17 protein-coding genes are annotated in these 17,849 nt (G+C 58.1%); 6 read left to right on the top strand and 11 right to left on the bottom strand.

What is annotated here, in order from left to right; translation table 11 throughout:
• Positions 1-17 precede the first annotated feature (17 nt).
• From MWU51_RS11890 to MWU51_RS11880, 3 genes are all read left to right on the top strand, one after another.
• Complete coding sequence (locus MWU51_RS11890) at positions 18-635, top strand: CDP-alcohol phosphatidyltransferase family protein (protein WP_247037429.1); 618 nt, start codon at positions 18-20, stop codon at positions 633-635.
• A gap of 47 nt (positions 636-682) precedes the next feature.
• Positions 683-1,216 (top strand): SRPBCC family protein, encoded by a 534-nt coding sequence (locus MWU51_RS11885; protein WP_247037428.1) that lies wholly within the window; start codon positions 683-685, stop codon positions 1,214-1,216.
• Between the two features lie 156 nt (positions 1,217-1,372).
• Positions 1,373-1,909, top strand: a complete 537-nt coding sequence (locus tag MWU51_RS11880; protein WP_247037427.1) for a flavodoxin domain-containing protein — start codon at positions 1,373-1,375, stop codon at positions 1,907-1,909.
• A 71-nt stretch (positions 1,910-1,980) separates the two neighbouring features.
• On the opposite strand, the gene MWU51_RS11875 is transcribed toward MWU51_RS11880, so the two are convergent.
• Entirely contained in the window at positions 1,981-3,003 is a 1,023-nt protein-coding gene (locus tag MWU51_RS11875) for an aspartate-semialdehyde dehydrogenase (RefSeq protein WP_247037426.1), read from the bottom strand.
• A 386-nt stretch (positions 3,004-3,389) separates the two neighbouring features.
• Here MWU51_RS11875 and MWU51_RS11870 point away from each other — a divergent pair, with 386 nt between their 5' ends.
• The gene (locus MWU51_RS11870; RefSeq protein ID WP_247037425.1) at positions 3,390-4,679 is read left to right on the top strand and encodes a DEAD/DEAH box helicase; all 1,290 of its coding nucleotides are present in this window, start codon (positions 3,390-3,392) and stop codon (positions 4,677-4,679) included.
• On the opposite strand, the gene MWU51_RS11865 is transcribed toward MWU51_RS11870, so the two are convergent.
• Entirely contained in the window at positions 4,676-5,863 is a 1,188-nt protein-coding gene (locus tag MWU51_RS11865) for an MFS transporter (RefSeq protein WP_247037424.1), read from the bottom strand. The two genes, MWU51_RS11870 and MWU51_RS11865, sit on opposite strands and share 4 nt — an antisense overlap.
• A gap of 141 nt (positions 5,864-6,004) precedes the next feature.
• The gene (gene hemE, locus MWU51_RS11860) at positions 6,005-7,039 is read right to left on the bottom strand and encodes a uroporphyrinogen decarboxylase (RefSeq protein ID WP_247037423.1); all 1,035 of its coding nucleotides are present in this window, start codon (positions 7,037-7,039) and stop codon (positions 6,005-6,007) included.
• Positions 7,040-7,157: 118 nt separating this feature from the next.
• Here hemE and hemC point away from each other — a divergent pair, with 118 nt between their 5' ends.
• Complete coding sequence (gene hemC / locus MWU51_RS11855; protein WP_247037422.1) at positions 7,158-8,114, top strand: hydroxymethylbilane synthase; 957 nt, start codon at positions 7,158-7,160, stop codon at positions 8,112-8,114.
• Positions 8,115-8,158: 44 nt separating this feature from the next.
• Here hemC and MWU51_RS11850 read toward each other — a convergent pair whose 3' ends face one another.
• From MWU51_RS11850 to clpS, 6 genes are all read right to left on the bottom strand, one after another.
• Positions 8,159-9,334, bottom strand: a complete 1,176-nt coding sequence (locus tag MWU51_RS11850) for an acetyl-CoA C-acyltransferase family protein (RefSeq protein WP_247037420.1) — start codon at positions 9,332-9,334, stop codon at positions 8,159-8,161.
• A gap of 86 nt (positions 9,335-9,420) precedes the next feature.
• Entirely contained in the window at positions 9,421-9,885 is a 465-nt protein-coding gene (locus MWU51_RS11845; RefSeq protein ID WP_247037417.1) for a MarR family transcriptional regulator, read from the bottom strand.
• Positions 9,886-9,951: 66 nt separating this feature from the next.
• Entirely contained in the window at positions 9,952-10,842 is an 891-nt protein-coding gene (gene hemF, locus MWU51_RS11840) for an oxygen-dependent coproporphyrinogen oxidase (RefSeq protein ID WP_247037416.1), read from the bottom strand.
• A 74-nt stretch (positions 10,843-10,916) separates the two neighbouring features.
• Complete coding sequence (locus MWU51_RS11835; RefSeq protein ID WP_247037415.1) at positions 10,917-11,744, bottom strand: SDR family oxidoreductase; 828 nt, start codon at positions 11,742-11,744, stop codon at positions 10,917-10,919.
• Between the two features lie 35 nt (positions 11,745-11,779).
• Positions 11,780-12,769, bottom strand: a complete 990-nt coding sequence (locus tag MWU51_RS11830; protein WP_247037414.1) for a class I SAM-dependent methyltransferase — start codon at positions 12,767-12,769, stop codon at positions 11,780-11,782.
• Between the two features lie 20 nt (positions 12,770-12,789).
• The gene (clpS, locus tag MWU51_RS11825) at positions 12,790-13,131 is read right to left on the bottom strand and encodes an ATP-dependent Clp protease adapter ClpS (RefSeq protein WP_247037413.1); all 342 of its coding nucleotides are present in this window, start codon (positions 13,129-13,131) and stop codon (positions 12,790-12,792) included.
• 450 nt (positions 13,132-13,581) lie between these two features.
• On the opposite strand from clpS, the gene MWU51_RS11820 reads away from it, so the two are divergent.
• The gene (locus MWU51_RS11820) at positions 13,582-15,123 is read left to right on the top strand and encodes a serine hydrolase (RefSeq protein ID WP_348646751.1); all 1,542 of its coding nucleotides are present in this window, start codon (positions 13,582-13,584) and stop codon (positions 15,121-15,123) included.
• Positions 15,124-15,138: 15 nt separating this feature from the next.
• On the opposite strand, the gene MWU51_RS11815 is transcribed toward MWU51_RS11820, so the two are convergent.
• Positions 15,139-16,746 (bottom strand): ABC transporter ATP-binding protein, encoded by a 1,608-nt coding sequence (locus MWU51_RS11815; protein WP_247037412.1) that lies wholly within the window; start codon positions 16,744-16,746, stop codon positions 15,139-15,141.
• Positions 16,743-17,849, bottom strand: coding sequence for an ABC transporter permease (locus MWU51_RS11810; protein ID WP_247037411.1), 1,107 nt, complete (start codon positions 17,847-17,849; stop codon positions 16,743-16,745). Before MWU51_RS11810 ends, MWU51_RS11815 begins: the two co-directional genes overlap by 4 nt.

The following is a 17,849-nucleotide window of genomic DNA, read 5'->3' as shown; positions in this document are numbered from 1 at the left end:
TAATAGAACGAGGTCTCATGGTACAACGACGTCCCATCGCAACCCGTGACCGCAAATGGGCACAGCGAGCAGCCACTTGGCTTGCGCAGAAAGACATAACGCCGAACCAGATCAGCCAGGCGTCTATCTTGTGTGCGATGTTTGCCGGGGTGGCCTTCTGGCTGTCAGGCGGGGCATCGGCTGTCTGGCTGATCATTGCCGCTCTATCGGTGCAAGGACGACTGTTGTGCAACCTGTTTGACGGGATGGTCGCCGTTGAGGGGGGACGTGCGGAACCCGATGGTCCTTTCTGGAACGAGGCTCCGGATCGATATGCGGACATCCTCATCCTTGTCGGTATTGGGTTCGGGGTTGGCGCACCCGCGTTGGGCTGGGCCACTGCCACGATGGCGGTTCTGACCGCCTATACCCGCGAAGCCGGCGCTGCACAGGGGTTGGAGCCTGACTTTACCGGCCCGATGGCCAAGCAGCATCGCATGGCATTGGCCACCATGGCTGCCATCGTCGCGGTGTTTGCGCCGGTGGTCTTCGGACTAAACACTCTGGAACTTGCGCTGTGGGTCATTTTCCTGGGCACCGTGTTCACAGCGCTTCGGCGTGGTAAACATATGATTGCCGAGCTGAAATCGCGTTAAACCTCAATCCATGCTATCCTTCGTCCATTGTATGGAGAGGATTAATTATGAAACTCGTTATTGGCCTGCTGAAAGGGTTCGCGATTGTCGTGGTCGCCCTGATCGCGATTGCATTTTTGTTGCCGTCGGAAGTGTCGGTCAGTCGTTCAACGGTCATTGCGGCACCGGCCGAGGAAGTGTTCCCCCATGTCAACTCGATGCAAGCCACTGAGGCGTGGTCGCCGTGGTTGTCTCGTGATCCGAATGTAGAGCTTGCTTATGAAGGTCCGGAAGAGGGTGTTGGCAACACGCTTCGCTGGTCGTCAGACGAGCCAAGCGTTGGCAATGGCATTCAAGTGATCACCGCCAGCACCCCGAACGAACGGGTGGATACCGCGATTGATTTTGGGCCTCAGGGTCTTGCGAATGCCTATTTCGATCTGCAACCGGCGGACGGCGGCACATTGGTGACATGGGGTTTTGACACCAAGTTAGGCATGAACCCCTTTGCCCGCTGGATGGGTTTGATGTTCGACCGCTGGATCGGTGCAGACTATGAAAAAGGCCTGGCCAATCTGAAGGCTTTGGTCGAGGGAAAATAGCCGCTGAAACCCTTAGAAATGACACTCTATTTGATACGCATCATGGCGTGTGTTGCCCCGAAATGCCCTGCTTCAAGCAGAGGGCACTTGGCGTTTTCACGCCGCGTGCCGACGCGACATTGGCACCTGTCAATGGGCAGGTAAAAGGAGGTCACAATGAAAATTCTGGTCGCATATGCAACGACCGAAGGGCAAACAAGAAAGGTTGCGCGATGGGTTGCGGACCGGATGTTTGAGCAGTCACATACCGTCGAAATTGCTCCGCTCTCAGAGATCGATGACATTGAGCTTAGGCGGTTCGATGGTGTGATTCTGGCGGCATCAATCCATTTGGGTCACTACCAACCCGAGGTTGCCGAGTTCGCGCACAAAGCCGCAAAACAGCTTGTAAATCAGCCGACATTATTCCTGTCGGTTTCGCTGGCGGCGGCCGGACATGACGCAGAAGATTGGCGTGGTCTAGACCGGATTTCAGAAGAGTTTTATGCGGCGACCGGGTGGTCCCCGGACCGGTTTGTGCAGGTTGCCGGGGCCTATAAACCGTCGGAGTACGATATGGTTCGCCGCTTTGTGATGCGGCGAGTAATAGCGCAGAAAGATCCGGACAAAGATCTGAGCATCGACCACGAGTATACGGATTGGCAATCACTCGGCGCAGAAGTGGACGCTTGGCTGGCTAAAATTCCTGAATAGAGACCAAGGTCTGCTCGGAAGCCAAATAAGCCCCCGGCAATGCGGGGGCTTAATATCGGTGCGATAGGGGGTTAACCTTTTTTCAAAACCTCACGGCCCAGCAGCTCTGCGATCTGCACCGCGTTCAAAGCAGCACCTTTACGTAGGTTGTCTGAGACACACCACAGGTTTAGGCCGTTTTCCACGGTCACGTCTTGGCGGATGCGGCTGATGAAGGTGGCGAAGTCACCAACGCATTCAACAGGGGTGACATAGCCACCGTCTTCGCGCTTATCCACGACAAGAATGCCGGGGGCTTCGCGCAGGATGTCGCGGGCTTCGTCTTCGTCCAGAAATTCCTCGGTCTCGATGTTCACCGATTCCGAATGGCCGACAAAAACCGGCACGCGCACACAAGTCGCGGTAACTTTGATCGAAGGATCGACGATCTTTTTCGTCTCGGCGACCATCTTCCATTCTTCTTTCGTATCGCCGCTGTCCATGAAGACATCAATGTGCGGGATCACATTGAAGGCAATCTGTTTGGGATAGACCTTCGGGTCAACCTCTTGCCCGGGCACATACATGCCTTTGGTCTGGTTCCACAGCTCGTCAATCGCGTCTTTGCCCGACCCCGATACCGACTGATATGTCGACACAACAACGCGTTTGATCTTTGCGCGGTCGTGCAATGGTTTCAGCGCCACGACCATTTGCGCGGTCGAGCAGTTGGGGTTTGCGATGATGTTTTTCTTGGCATAGCCGTGGATCGCCTGCGGGTTCACCTCGGGCACGATCAGCGGAATGTCGGCGTCATAACGATAGAGCGACGAGTTATCGATCACGACACAGCCTGTCGCCGCCGCCTTGGGCGCGTATTTCTTGGTGGCCTCGGACCCCACGGCAAACAGCGCGATATCCCAGCCGGTGAAATCAAACGCGTCCAGATCTTTGGTGGTCAGGGTGGTATCGCCAAAGCTGACTTCGGTGCCGAGCGACCGACGCGACGCAAGCGCGACAATCTCGTCCACAGGAAACTGGCGTTCTGCCAGAATGTTCAGCATCTCGCGGCCCACGTTCCCCGTGGCACCAACGACAGCGATTTTATAGCCCATCACGGCCTCCTCTTTGTCATTCGGTCCCCCAAACCCCTTGTGAGTCTGGTCGAACCGAGGGCGTCCATAGCGCAATTGCCGCGCCTGCGAAAGCGTCATACGCGCGATCTGCCATGATTTGTCGTTGACTTGTGTGCTTTTCGCTGTGATACGGGCGCAATCTGTCCGGTCGACGCGTGAGCGACCCGCCCAAGAAACACGAGGCAGACAGAGCTCGGGGCAACACGCCCCTTTCGACAAGTTCCCAAATCACGCGGGGTTCTGACGGCCATTCGGCGCATGGGGCAATCGGCCCGGCGCGAGTATTGACCGCAACCGATGCGATGGGCTTAAAGCCCCCACCCGTGTGACAGCGGCGTTCCAGAGTGTGCGCCAGAAAGACGATTATGACAAAATTTGCAGAGCTCGGGCTTGACCCGAAGCTGGTCACAGCCGTGACCGAAGCCGGATATGAAACGCCGACGCCAATCCAGATCAAGGCCATTCCTCTGGTGCTTGAAGGCCGCGATGTGATGGGACTGGCCCAGACGGGCACCGGCAAGACAGCAGCCTTCGGCCTGCCTCTGATCCACCAGCTTCTGTCCAATCACGACAAACGCCAAGCCAAGTCGGTCAAGGCGCTGATCCTCGCGCCGACCCGTGAGTTGGTGAACCAGATTGCAGTGAACCTGCGAGACTATGTCCAGGGCACACATCTGAAGGTGCGCACCGTTGTCGGCGGTATGTCAATCAACAAACAAATCAGCATGTTGGCACCGGGGATCGACATACTTGTCGCCACGCCGGGCCGTTTGATCGACTTGTTGGATCGCAAGGCCATTCGCCTTGATACCGCGACCTTCCTTGTGCTGGACGAAGCCGACCAGATGCTCGACATGGGTTTCATCCATGCGCTGCGCCGTATCGCGCCTGAACTGGGTACACCGCGCCAGACCATGCTGTTTTCGGCCACCATGCCGAAACAGATGGAGGAACTTTCGCGCGCTTATTTGACGAGCCCAGCAAAAGTGCAGGTTTCGCCTCCGGGCAAGGCTGCTGACAAGGTGACACAGGGGCTTTACTACGTCCCCGGTCGCAACGAAAAGATCTCGCTTCTGATCGACCTGCTGGGCCATGACAAGGACGCGCTTTCGCTGGTATTTTCGCGCACCAAGCACGGAGCCGAGAAGTTGATGAAGCAACTGGTGGCCGAGGGGTTCAAGGCAGTGTCCATCCACGGCAACAAGAGCCAAGGCCAACGTGATCGTGCTTTGGCAGCATTCCGGTCGGGCGAAGCTCGCGTGCTGGTCGCCACCGACGTGGCCGCGCGTGGTATCGACATTCCGGGCGTCAGCCACGTCTACAACTTCGACCTGCCCGAGGTTGCGGATAATTATGTGCACCGCATCGGACGGACAGCACGGGCAGGTGCCGATGGTGATGCGATCTCCTTCGTTTCGGGCGTCGAACTTGGTTTGTTGCGCGATATTGAAAAAGTCATGAAGATCGAGATCCCGATCCTTGGTGGCAAACGTCCGGCCGAAGAAAAACGCCCGACCCGCAATCAAGGCGGCGGACGACGCTGCGGCGGAGGCGGAGGTCGCAATCCCAGATCTTCAGGTGCTGCGCCCGCCAAACCTCGCACGGAAACAGGTCCCGCGAAAAAACATCGCCCACGGCGTCGTAGAAGCGCTTAATCGGTGCGGTCGGCGCTCAGCAGATACAGCAGGCAGCCGATCAAACCAGGTACCGCAAAAAACAGGAACACGGCCTGATATGGGGCCGTGATTGGCCCGCCCGCATCTTGGGCCGCGCGATACACGCCTGCCGAAGCATATTGGAACAATCCGACACCACCGATCCCGAACATGTTCATCAGGGTCACGCCGCGTCCGATCAAGTGGTCGGGCACGAAGCTGCGTGCATGTGCAATGATCAAGGGATAGCTTGCCCCCAACAACCCGATGGCGGCCATTGTCAGCGACACCTTCCAAACCCCAGCGTCAGGCACCGCCCACAGCAGAAACACCAGCCCAGTCGCCAGCAGATTGCCGGAAAATACCACCCATTTACGCGTGCCAAATATCCGGTCCATCGGGCCATAGGCAAAGCTGCCGATAACCATCGCCAGTGCAATCGCCATGGTTGCCCAGCCAATGCCAGTGGTGTCCAGCCCATAGACGTCTCGCAGATAAGGCCCAGCCCAACTGCCGCGAAGCCCAGCCGCAGCGGCATAATTCACGAACATGATAGGAAAGATTGCCCACAGCGCAGGCATCTTCAGAAGGTCCAACACCGACCCTTTTGGAGCACCCTCGTGACGTTCCAACTTCGGTGGATTGTCCACCGCCAATATGATCAACGCGGCCACCAATACAGTCACCGCCGAAAGCACCCAGAGGCAAGAACGCCAGCCGAACTGCTCGACCGCCAGCGCCAGAGGAAGCGCGCCCGCAATATTGCCAAGCGACCCGATGCCAATCACCATCCCGGCAAGCGTGCCAAATACAGCAGGTGAGTACATTCGGGCAAAGATGAAATAACTTGCCATCAGAACTGGCGAGCAACCAATCCCGATAAGAACCATTGCATAAAGAATATGATCGGGTGTGTTGGCCATCGCAAACAGTGCCGCCCCTCCAGCACCGCCAAGCGCCAAAAGCGCAGCCGCCACCTTCCGCGGCCCGATATTGTCCAGTCCCCAACCGACCGGTATCTGCATCAACGCAAACACCAGAAACCATGCTCCCGAGGCGCGGGCCAGATCTTCGGGAGTAGCCCCCAAATCAGCCTTCAACGCTGGGGTCATCACCGCCAAAAAAGCACGATAAAACTGGCTGAGCACGTAAGCGATAATCAGGGTGGCAATACCAAGCCGCATTCCAGCTTCCTTTCGACAACCTGGTCAGAAGACACGGGCCTGTTCAACTTGACAAGCCCGCGTGTTTCTTCTGGCCCAAAATATCCTGGGGGAGGGTGAAAGCCGACAGGCTTTCGCACGGGGGCATCGCCCCCAACGACCTTAGCCGCCCCGCACAGTGTCGATCATCAACTGCACGTTTTCCGGGTCCGCATCAGGTGTGATCCCGTGACCCAGATTGAAAATATGCGGTCCGTTTTTGAAGGCTTGGACGATGGCGCGGGTCTCATCCACCAACGCCTGACCGCCCGTGACCATGTGACTTGATTTCAAGTTGCCCTGAACACAACCATCAACTTGCACGTGCTTGGCCGCCCACTCCGGGCTGACAGAGTTGTCCAGCGCTACGCAGTCCACACCCGTCGCCTTGGCAAAACCGATGTACCCATCGCCCGCTTCGCGCGGGAAGCCGATGACGGGAATGCCAGGGTGACGCTTTTTTAAGGCCTGCGTGATCACACAGGCAGGCTCGACTGCGTATTTCTGGAAATCGGCAGCGTTTAGTGATCCAGCCCAGCTGTCAAACAGCTTCACCACTTCGGCGCCAGCTTCGATCTGCATTGAGAGGTATTCGATGGTCGCTTCGGTCAGACGATCCATCAGCGCGTCGAACACGGCGGGTTGCTCGGCTTTTAACGCATGTGCTGGACCTTGGTCCTTGGTGCCTTGCCCTGCGATCATGTAAGTCGCGACGGTCCAAGGCATCCCAGCAAAGCCGATTAGGGTGGTTTCGTCCGGCAATGCACCCCGCAGGATACGGACCGTTTCGTAAATCGGGTTCAGTGTTTTGTGGATGTCATCTTTGCCCGACAGCTTGTCGAAATCAGTCTGGCCGGTGATCGTGGACAGGCGCGGCCCTTCGCCGGTGACGAACCACAGATCAGCGCCAAGCGCCTGCGGCACCAGCAAGATGTCTGCGAACAGAATTGCAGCGTCAAACCCGTAACGGCGAATGGGTTGCAGCGTGACCTCGGCGGCCAGCTCGGGGTTATAGCAAAGCTTCAGAAAATCGCCTGCATGCGCGCGTGTGGCGCGATATTCTGGCAGGTAACGTCCCGCCTGCCGCATCATCCAGATCGGAGGTGTGGGAAGTGTCTCGCCCGCCAGTGCGCGCAGAATTGTCTTTTGCTGGGTCATGAGTGCGGGCCTTTCGTGACTGCGTTTGAAGCGTCGTCCCTCACACGCGACAGGATGTCAAGCGTGCGGGGTGCCGCAGGCATGGACAGCCCCGATCTTCCGGCGTAAATGGGGTGCCATGACACATGCATATCCGACCCCCGACGCTCCGCTGAAAATCGGCACCCGTGGCAGCCCGCTGGCACTGGCGCAGGCCTATGAGACCCGCCGTCGACTGATGGCGGCCTTTGACCTGCCAGAAGCGGCCTTCGAGGTGGTTGTCATTCACACCACCGGCGATGACCGTGCCCTGATTGACGCGGACCGCCCGTTGAAAGAGATTGGCAACAAAGGTCTGTTCACTAAGGAAATCGAAGAGGCGATGCTGGATGGCCGTATCGACATCGCCGTGCATTCGATGAAGGATATGCCGACCGAACAGCCCGACGGGCTTGTCCTGGACTGCAACCTGCCGCGTGAGGATACGCGCGATGCGTTCGTTTCGATCAATTACCGCTCGATCAGTGATCTTCCCAAGGGTGCCGTTGTCGGCACCTCGTCCTTGCGCCGCAAAGCCCAACTTCTGAACCGTCGGCCCGATCTTGAGGTTGTCGAGTTTCGCGGCAACGTCCAGACCCGCCTGAAAAAGCTGGAAGATGGTGTGGCCGAGGCGACGTTCCTTGCGATGGCTGGCCTCAACCGCCTGGGGATGGATGGCGTGCCGAAAACAGCTATTCCGACTGACGAGATGCTGAATGCAGTGGCCCAGGGCGCCATCGGCATCGAGCGCCGTGCCGACGACATGCGCGCCAAAGAGATGCTGGATGCCATCCACGACGCGGAAACTGGCCAACGGCTGGCGGCTGAGCGCGCGTTTCTGGGCGCATTGGACGGGTCTTGCGAAACGCCGATTGCCGCGCTTGCCACGCTGGACGGCGACACGCTTACCCTGCGCGGGGAAATACTGCGCACCGACGGGTCAGAGGCCGGGTCAGATCAGATTTCGGGACCAATTGCGGATGGGCCTGCTCTTGGGGTCAAGCTGGCGGAAGAACTGTTGTCGCGGGTTGGGGACGACTTCTTCGACTGGAAGTAACGACTTGCCCGGCGCGATTTGCCGGGCAAAACCATACGTGCGGCTCAGATACGTTCGATCGCCAGCGCGATGCCCTGACCGCCGCCAATGCACATGGTGATCAGCGCTTTTGACCCGCCGATCCGCTCCAATTCATACAGCGCCTTGATCGTGATAATCGCGCCGGTTGCCCCGACGGGGTGTCCCAACGCAATCGCTCCGCCGTTCGGGTTCACCTTGGCCGGATCCAGACCAAGACCCTTGTTCACCGCGATGGCTTGTGCGGCGAACGCCTCGTTCGATTCGATCACATCGAAATCCGCGACGCTCAGCCCAGTTTTTGCCAACAGGTTTTCAACCGCTGGAACGGGACCGATGCCCATCACCTCGGGCCGCACGCCTGCGTGGCCATAGCCGATGATGCGGGCCATGGGTTTCAATCCCGCGCTTTCGGTCGCGTCGGCACGCGCCAGTACCAATGCTGCGGCCCCGTCGTTGATGCCCGAGGCGTTGCCCGCCGTGACGCTCCCATCCTTCTGGAACACGGTGCGTAGACCGGCCAAAGCCTCGGCTGTCGTGGGTTTGGGATGTTCGTCGCGCGCAAATTCCACCGTTTCGCGGCGCTGTTTGACCTCGATCGGGACGATCTGGCTGTCGAAATGGCCTGCCTCTATGGCCGCAGCGGCGCGGTTTTGGCTTTCCAGCGCGAAGGCGTCTTGGTCTGCGCGGCTGACGTCATGTTCGGCCGCGACGTTTTCGGCGGTCACACCCATATGCCCGGTGCCAAATGGGCAGTTCAGCGCGCCCAGCATCATATCTTGTGCACCAGTGTCGCCCATTTTCTGGCCCCAACGAGCTTGGGGTAGAATGTAGGGTGCACGGCTCATGCTTTCGGCGCCACCTGCCACACCAAAGTCGCTATCCCCCAGCATCAGGGATTGTGCAACAGACACCACGGCCTGAAGCCCGGACCCGCATAGACGGTTCACGTTCATGGCCGGGGTAGTGTCGGGGATGCCGGCCTCGATCATCGCGACGCGCGACAGATACATATCGCGCGGTTCGGTGTTGATGACGTGGCCAAAGGCGACATGACCGATTTGACCGGGTTCGACCCCAGCACGGGCCATTGCTTCGCGCGTGACATGCGCGCCAAGGGCACTGGGCGGGGTGGCGGCCAAGCTGCCACCAAACGTGCCAATTGCCGTGCGTGCGCCGCCAAGAATTACGATGTCGGACATAAGAATCCCCCTGTTATATGGTTTAGGGGCAGGATCGCACAGATGTGGCGCTGTTGTCGCCTCTGACGCTCCGTCAGACCAGACGGTTAGTCCGAGAACGTCGGGTCGTCGTCGACGGCGTCGGTCCCGAGTGCCGCAATCAGCTTCCCGACACGCTGGCGAAACGCGGCGTCATCGTCACCCAGAAGTGTCGACAACTGTGCCTCATAGGAATGGGCGATCGGTGTCAGCACCTCGATCATCTCGCGCCCCTTGGGGGTCAGGCTTAGCTCGACCAGTCGCCGGTCCTGCGGGTTAACCGTTTTGGTGACGTAACCTGCGGCCTCAAGCCGCGATGCGGCGCGGCTGACTTTTGGCTTGTCCATGTCGACACGTTCGTGAATTTCACGCACGCTGACACTGTCAGCCTGGCTCAGATGGGCCACCACACGCCACTCCGACACAGAAATCCCATAGGCTTTCCTGTAATGGTTGGAAAATCCGGCACTGACCCGGCTGGACAGCACCGCCAACTGATAAGGCAGGAAATCGTTAAGTTTAAATGAGGTCACGCGCTCACCTTTCGTCTTGTTCCCAGCAGGTTGCCCTTATCTGCAATGCAAGGCAAGTCACTCAGGTCAGGTCCATTTCGCAAGGGGTGGAAGGCTCATCAAGACGGCATTGGCATCGTGCCCGGTGGTCAGGCCGAACTTGGTGCCCCGATCATAAACCAGATTGTATTCGGCATAGAGACCGCGATGGATCAGCTGTTTGTCCTTGTCTGCGTCAGTCCACGGCGTGTCACAGCGGGCTTCCGTCACCGGCACGAAGGCAGGCAGGAAGGCGCGCCCAATATCCTGGGTAAAGGCGAAATCGGCCTCCCAGTCGCCGGTGTTCAGATCGTCGTAGAAAATCCCACCAACGCCGCGTGCACGGCCCCTGTGCGGGACAAAGAAATACTCATCCGCCCACGCTTTGAACTTGTCGTAGTAACTTAGGTCGTGGCGCTGACAAGCTGCTTCCAACTGGCTGTGGAAATGCGCGGTGTCTTCGGCGTATTCAATGCAAGGGTTCAGGTCCGCCCCGCCGCCGAACCACCAGGCGTTGGGCGTCCAGAACATGCGTGTGTTCATGTGAACGGCGGGCGTATGTGGGTTTTGCATATGGGCCACAAGGCTGATGCCTGATGCCCAGAACCGCGGGTCATCCTCCATCCCCGCCACGCCACGCGCGGCCATCGCTTTTTGTGCGGATTTGCCCAGAGTGCCATAAACGGTCGAGATATTGACGCCCACTTTCTCGAAAACACGTCCCCCGCGCATGACGCTCATCAATCCGCCACCCGCATCTGCGCCATCGTCTGACGCCCGTGATGTTTCGCTGATGTCGAACCGCCCGGCAGGCTGGTCGGCAAAAGGGCCGGTGGTTTGCGTGTCTTCTAGACCTTCGAAGGCGGCGACGATCTGGTCGCGAAGGTCACGAAACCAAGCGCTGGCGCGGGTTTTTTGATCGTCCATCTTGTCGGTCATAATGCTCTCCTTCAGGTGCAGGTCTGCACAGTTCTGATGTCGTAAACGATAAGGTTAAGTTGTCAGGAAAGTGGTCAGTGTGCTGGATTACCGACAGCATCCAGAAGACTGCGCCCGCCATCTACGGTCAGGATATGTCCGGTCATGAAACCGGCCCCTTCCGATGACAGGAACTGCACCGCTTCCGCCACTTCGTTGGCCGATGCGATACGACCCAGCGGTGTACCTTCAAGAATATCTTCGCGGGTCTCACCGGCTTCGCGAATCGTGTCGCGCAAACTGGCGCTCATCACTGACCCGAAGGCGACAGCGTTCACGCGAATGCGGTTTGCGGCCAGCGCGACCGCAAGTGAACGGGTCATCTGATCCAGCGCGGCGCTGGCGATCGAATAGGCCATCAGACCAGGCTGGGTGCGGCTGGCAGCGATGGAGGATAAGTTAACAATGGCACCTAGGGGAGAGTTCTGGTCGTCGTCCCCCAGTTCTTCGCCTTGTTGTATCATCCGCTTGGCGACCAATTGGCTCAGCCGCAAGCTGGTCATGAGGTTCTGATCCAACAAGATCTGCACGGCTTTATTATCAGCGTCCAGTGGATCGGTCAGCATGACCTGCCGCGAGGCGTTCACCAAAATGTCGACCCGCTCGAACGCGTCGATGGTGGCGGATAGAAGGTTGGCGATGGTCAGCTTTTCGCGCAGATCGCCCGCAAAGGTGCGAGTGTTTGACGGTTCGTCTGTATCGTTGTCGGGATTCGGTCCCCACTCATCCAGCAAGCGCGCCTCGTCGATATCAGCGCAGATGACATTCGCACCATTGTCGGCAAAATGGCGAGCGATCGACAAGCCGATGCCATTGGCGGCACCTGTGATGATGGCAGTCTTGCCAGCGATGGAAAAGGACATGTGTGCCTCCTGATTCCCGATGAGCGTAGCTGATCTTAGCGCCGTGTGCGACGGGGCTTTACGCCGCTGAGAAGCTTGAAGCCCGGCGTGCCGTCCAGATCTTCGACAACGTTGAATTGTTCCGCCAAAGTGTCTTCGTAGGGCAGGTGGCGATTGGCAACCATGACGAAACGCCCTGAAGGGGCAAGCATCGCGGCGGCGGCACGAATGAAGGCCCGCCCAAGTTCGGGGTTGCCGGCGCGCCCGGTGTGAAACGGCGGGTTCGAGATGACAACATCATATAGTTGGGGCGGCCGAAACTGCGTTGCATCGCCCCAGACGAAATTGGCGCGGGCATCGTCAATGTTCAGCTTGGCGCAGTCCAGCGCGACCAAATCGGCCTCGATCAGGTCCAGCGACGTGACGCCCGACCGCTGAAGAATATGCTGCGACAGAAAACCCCAGCCCGCGCCCAGATCGGCCACTCGGCCGTCGATGTCATCAGGCATTGCCGCGGCCAACACTGCTGACCCCTTGTCGATCCCGTCGGCCGAAAATACGCCGGGGCGGGTGGTGAAGCCGCCATCAAGCTGCGTGTCGGTGGTGGCCCAATCGGCAACGTCGGCTTTGTCAAACCAGACCAGTTTGCCATGTGCCTTGGACAGCGTCCCAAGCAGGTCCGCCTTTTTCCTGATTGTTTTCAGCAGGCTGTCGATACCGTCGGTCTTTTGTCCGTCCAGCAAAACCTGCCCACCATCAGTTGCTTTCGTTGCTGCGGCGACCCAGGCCTGAGCCAAGGGTTTTGATCGCGGGGCACAGACGAGTGCGGCGGCAAACCCTATGTCAGGCAATGTCGAAACTGTGTCATACCCCCGAGAGGTCCAGTGGGCATGTTCGTGGAAGATACGGCTATAGATGGTTACGCGGTCCGTGGGCAGAGCCGACAGATCATGTTGTGCACTGGGACCGATGACCAAAAGCCGGCCATCCTGCGGTAGCGACACTGCGCCATCGCGCAAGGCTAAGGACAATCTAGTGTGAAACATGGCGGTCACCGCTGTTGCGGCTACTCCTTTTCCATGGTGCATTGCAGCGGGTGCTGATGCTCGCGGGCCAAATGCATCACTTGTGTCACTTTGGTTTCGGCAACCTCGTGCGAAAAGACACCGACCACTGCCAGCCCTTTCTTGTGCACGGTCAACATCAGCTCAAACGCCTGTGCGTGGTTCATCCCGAAGAACCGTTCAAGGATCATGACGACAAACTCCATCGGTGTGAAGTCGTCATTCAGAATCAAAACCTTATACATGGGAGGCCGCTTGGTCTTCGGCTTCGTGACCACCGCAAGGCCTGCATCGCCGTCATCGGCGTCATCGCCTTGAGACATGATGAAGGGCAGTTTGGCCATTTGGGCTTTGCTCCGATTGCTATGATTGGGCCGCTTGGCACTCAGAATATATTGTCACCGCCGCCAAAGAAAAGGGGCAAGGCGCTGTGTCTTGATAAAGCCACATACAAAATGGACGGCAAAGTCACAACAATTGGTTTCGACGCTGAATGTGAGTGATGACACAACGTTGCGTTGTAAGAAAATATTTGAAAGCGATCTGGTTCGAAATGGGTCGCTTGATCCCAGATATAGGCATGATTTTGGTTTTTGCTACAATATCTGCGGTTCGTGTCCCATCAGCCACGAATTAGCGTATTGAAAATAAGGTGTTTTCTCGAGCGCATTCTTCGTGTTACGCTGAAAAAAACAAATCAGCCGGACAAAAAGATCTAGGCGATTGAGGCAGAAAAGGTGGACGACGTGCATTTACGTCCGTGGCAGTGGGCCCGTTTTGGGCTGTTTCTTGCAGTGATAATCTGTGCCGTGCAAATTGTGCCAAGCCGTGCGCAAGCCGCGCCCTATGCGGCGATGGTGATAGATGCGCGCACTGGCGAGGTACTTCATTCGCGCAACGCAGACACGCGGCTTCATCCCGCATCCCTGACCAAGATGATGACGCTTTACATTGCATTCGAAGCAATCAAACGCGGTGAAATTTCTCCAGATACGGTGGTGACAATAACCAGTAAGGCGTCGGCAGAGCCGCCTTCAAAGCTGGGCCTGCGCACAGGACAGAAAATCAAGTTCCGGTATTTGATCCGCGCGGCTGCGGTGAAATCGGCCAATGATGCAGCCACTGCTATTGGTATCGCGATTTCGGGATCCGAAGCGGCATTTGCCCGCCGGATGAACCGGACAGCAAAAGCGCTGGGCATGACGCGGACGCATTTCAAAAACGCGCATGGTTTGACCGAGAACGGGCACCTGTCAACCGCACGGGATATGACCAACCTGGGTCGTCACCTGTTCTTCGACCACCCGCAGTACTACAACCTGTTTTCACGCATCACCACGGATGCGGGGATGCGGGCTGTTTCCAATACCAACCGCCGTTTTCTTGGCAGCTACAAAGGTGCTGACGGGATTAAAACCGGATATACCCGTGCCGCGGGGTTCAACCTTGTTGCATCCGCTGAACGTGGGTCCGAGCGCATAATCACAACGGTGTTTGGGGGGCGGTCCACCGCGTCACGTAACGCGAAAGTTGCCGAACTGATGGATCTTGGTTTCCGCCGCGCGCCAAGCCGTGCGCCGACACGCAAGCCGTCCCTTCCCGTTTATGCCAATGTGGATCCAGAGCCCGCCGAACCGGGCGCAGCTGGCAAAACCATTCGTTTGGTCGGGGCGGTTAAGCTTAGCCCGCGTCCCACGCCGCGCCCGATCACTCAGGACCCGGCAGCACAAGCCCAACTTGCAGCCCTGACCGAAAGCATCAAAGATGCCGTTGTGACCGCGATCGCAGAGCCGGTGGAAGAATCGTCGGTGGTGGCAGAGGTTGCATCTGAACAACCAGCCAAAACAGCCGAACCGGTTGCCGAGATCGTTGTAGCGTCCGCGCCAGTGGCAACTGCTCCGCTCGCCAAGCCTGAAACCACGCAACCTGTGATCACGGCGACAGCCGCGCCTGAAGCCGTGCAACCGGCCTCTGTTGTCGCACCTGTAACGGTTGCGGCACCGCCTGCACGCCCTGCAGCGATTGTCCTGACTTCGCTGCAACCACAGACCAACACGACTGCCGAACCAGAAGTTGTTACCCGGATGTCGACCTCTGGCGGTCGCCATTGGGCGATCAATGTGGGTGTTCTTGGATCACGCTATCAGGCCGAACGCACGTTGTTGAAAACCGCGTTGAAAGAGATCGACACGTTGGACGAAGCCCTGCGCAAAGTGGTGCGCCGGTCCAATGGTTGGCACGCTAATTTCGTGGGCATGTCCGAGGCCCAGGCTGATCTGGCTTGTCGTCGATTGAACGCTCGCAATACGCGTTGCAAGGTGCTGGGGCCGTCCTGAGCTGCGACGTTTGCGCTAGTCCGACACACCTTGCACGGCTTCGATATCGAAGGCTGCGGCCATCAGGGCGCGGGTGTAATCTGTTTGCGGGGCGTCGAAGATTTGATCTGCGGGGCCGCTTTCCACCACATCACCCGCGCGCATAACCAGAACCTTGTGCGCAAGCGCGCGTACCACCCTCAAATCATGTGAGATGAACAGATAAGCCAGCCCATGCTTTTTTTGCAGCTCGCGTAGCAGATCGACAATCTGGACCTGAACTGTCATATCCAGCGCAGACGTAGGTTCATCGAGAACCACCAGCTTGGGCCGTAGGATCATCGCCCGCGCAATCGCGATACGCTGACGTTGACCACCGGAAAACTCGTGCGGGTAACGATCCATCGTGGCGGGGTCGAGCCCGACCTCCTCCATGATCTCCGCGACCATTTCCCGACGATCGCGGCCGGGTTCCAGCCCGTGAACTGACAACCCTTCGGCAATGATTTCTTCTGCCGTCATTCGCGGTGAAAGCGAGCCATAAGGGTCTTGGAATACGATCTGCATGTCGCGACGTAGCGGCTGCAACTGGCGCGATTTACGTCCTTGAATATCTTCGCCCAGAAACACCACTGGCCCGTCCGAACTGATCAGCCGCATCACCGCCAGCGCCAGCGTTGTCTTTCCGGACCCGCTTTCGCCGACGATCCCAACGGTTTCACCCGCCCGCACGGTGAAGCTGGCGGCGTTCACTGCCTTCACATGCCCAACCGTGCGACGCAACAATCCGCGTTGGATCGGGAACCAGATGCGTAGGTCTTGGGTCGCGGCGATCTCGGGTGCGTCATCGCAAACGGGGTCGGGGCGACCTTGGGCTTCCGCATTGATCAGTATTCGCGTGTATTCGTGGCAGGGATTGGCGAACAGGTCGGCTGTCGGACCTTCCTCGACAATGATGCCATCTTTCATCACACAGACCCGATCTGCAATCTTGCGCACGATGCCAAGGTCATGGGTGATGAACAGAAGGCTCATCCCTTCGATGTCTTTCAATTCGGCCAGCAAGTCGAGGATCTGGGCCTGAATGGTTACGTCCAGCGCCGTGGTCGGCTCGTCCGCGATCAGAAGCTCTGGTCCGTTGGCCAAAGCCATTGCAATCATCACACGTTGCCTCTGTCCGCCCGACAGTTGGTGCGGGTAATGCGCCAGCCGCGTTTCAGCATCGCGTATGCCCACTTTGTTTAGAAGCTCAAGAATGCGGGCGCGAACGGCATCGCCTTTCAGCCCCTGATGCAGTTCAATTGACTCGGTCAACTGCTTCTCAATTGTGTGTAACGGGTTCAGCGACGTCATTGGCTCCTGAAAGATGAAGCTGATGTCATTGCCGCGCACGTCACGCAATTCGGACGGTGACGCGCCAATCAACTCGCGTCCGTCATAGGTGATCGACCCGCTGATCTGCGCACTGTCCGGCAGCAGCGAAACTGTGGACAGGGCAGTGACGGATTTGCCGGACCCACTTTCGCCTACGATGGCAACGGTTTCGCCTTTGCCAACCTCGAAACTCACGCCGCGCACTGCGGGGTGAAGCTGGCCATCCTGACGGAAGCCGACATGCAGGTCTTTGACGTGAAGAACGCTCATTGGAAGGTCTTTCGCGGGTCAAACGCGTCACGCACGCCTTCAAAGATGAAGACGAGCAGCGACAGCAGGATCGAGAAGGTCAGGAAGGCGGTAAAGCCCAACCACGGCGCTTGCAGGTTGGCCTTGGCCTGGCGCGTCAACTCGCCCAGCGACGGCGCGGACGAGGGGAGGCCGAAGCCAAGGAAGTCCAGCGTGGCAAGGGTCGAGATCGTGCCGGTGATGATGAAGGGCAGCATGGTCAGTGTGGCGACCATTGCGTTGGGCAGCACATGGCGGAACATGATCACACGATTTGCGACACCCAGCGCCTTTGCCGCGCGGACATATTCAAAGTTGCGGGCACGCAGGAACTCGGCCCGAACCACGCCCACCAGGGCGGGCCAGCCGAACAGCACGGTCACAAAGACCAGAAGCCAGAAACTTCGCCCTAGAATCGCAAACAGGATGATGATCACATAGAGAGATGGGGTCGAACTCCAGATTTCCAAAATGCGTTGGAACACAAGGTCAACCCAGCCACCAAAATAACCTTGGATTGCGCCCGCTGCGATCCCGATCAGCGACGTCAGGACAGTAACGATGATGGTAAAGAACACCGACAGCCGGAAGCCATAGATCACCCGTGCCGCCACATCACGTGACGTGTCGTCAGTACCCAAAATATTTTGGCTGGTGGGTGGTGAAGGCACCGCGCCACCCGTGTCCACGATGGTGGTGAAGCTGTAAGGGATGGGCGGCCAAAGCAGCCATCCCTTGTCGATCTCGGTCCCGTTAACCACACCAGTTTCGGACTGTGCGATCACGTTTTCCGGGTCGTCCCAGCAGGCTTCAAGCCCTCCCGACCGGATCAGACATCGCACTTCGATATCGTCATAGTTGGCTTCGGTTTTAAAATCGCCGCCAAATGTTGTTTCGGGATAAAACTTGAAAATCGGGGCATACAGTTCACCCTGATAACTGACCAAGATTGGTTTGTCGTTGGCGAGAAACTCGGCCATCAGCGACAAGCCGAACAGGATGCAAAACAGGATCAGCGACCAGAAGGCGCGGCCATTTCGGCGGAAGTTGCGCCAGCGACGTTGATTGAGGGGAGACAGCGCCAT

It is taken from the genome of Aliiroseovarius sp. F47248L, from assembly GCF_023016085.1.
Lineage (GTDB): Bacteria > Pseudomonadota > Alphaproteobacteria > Rhodobacterales > Rhodobacteraceae > Aliiroseovarius.
The sequence above is the reverse complement of the archived record's forward strand: the minus strand, read 5'-3'. Positions and strand labels throughout refer to the sequence as shown.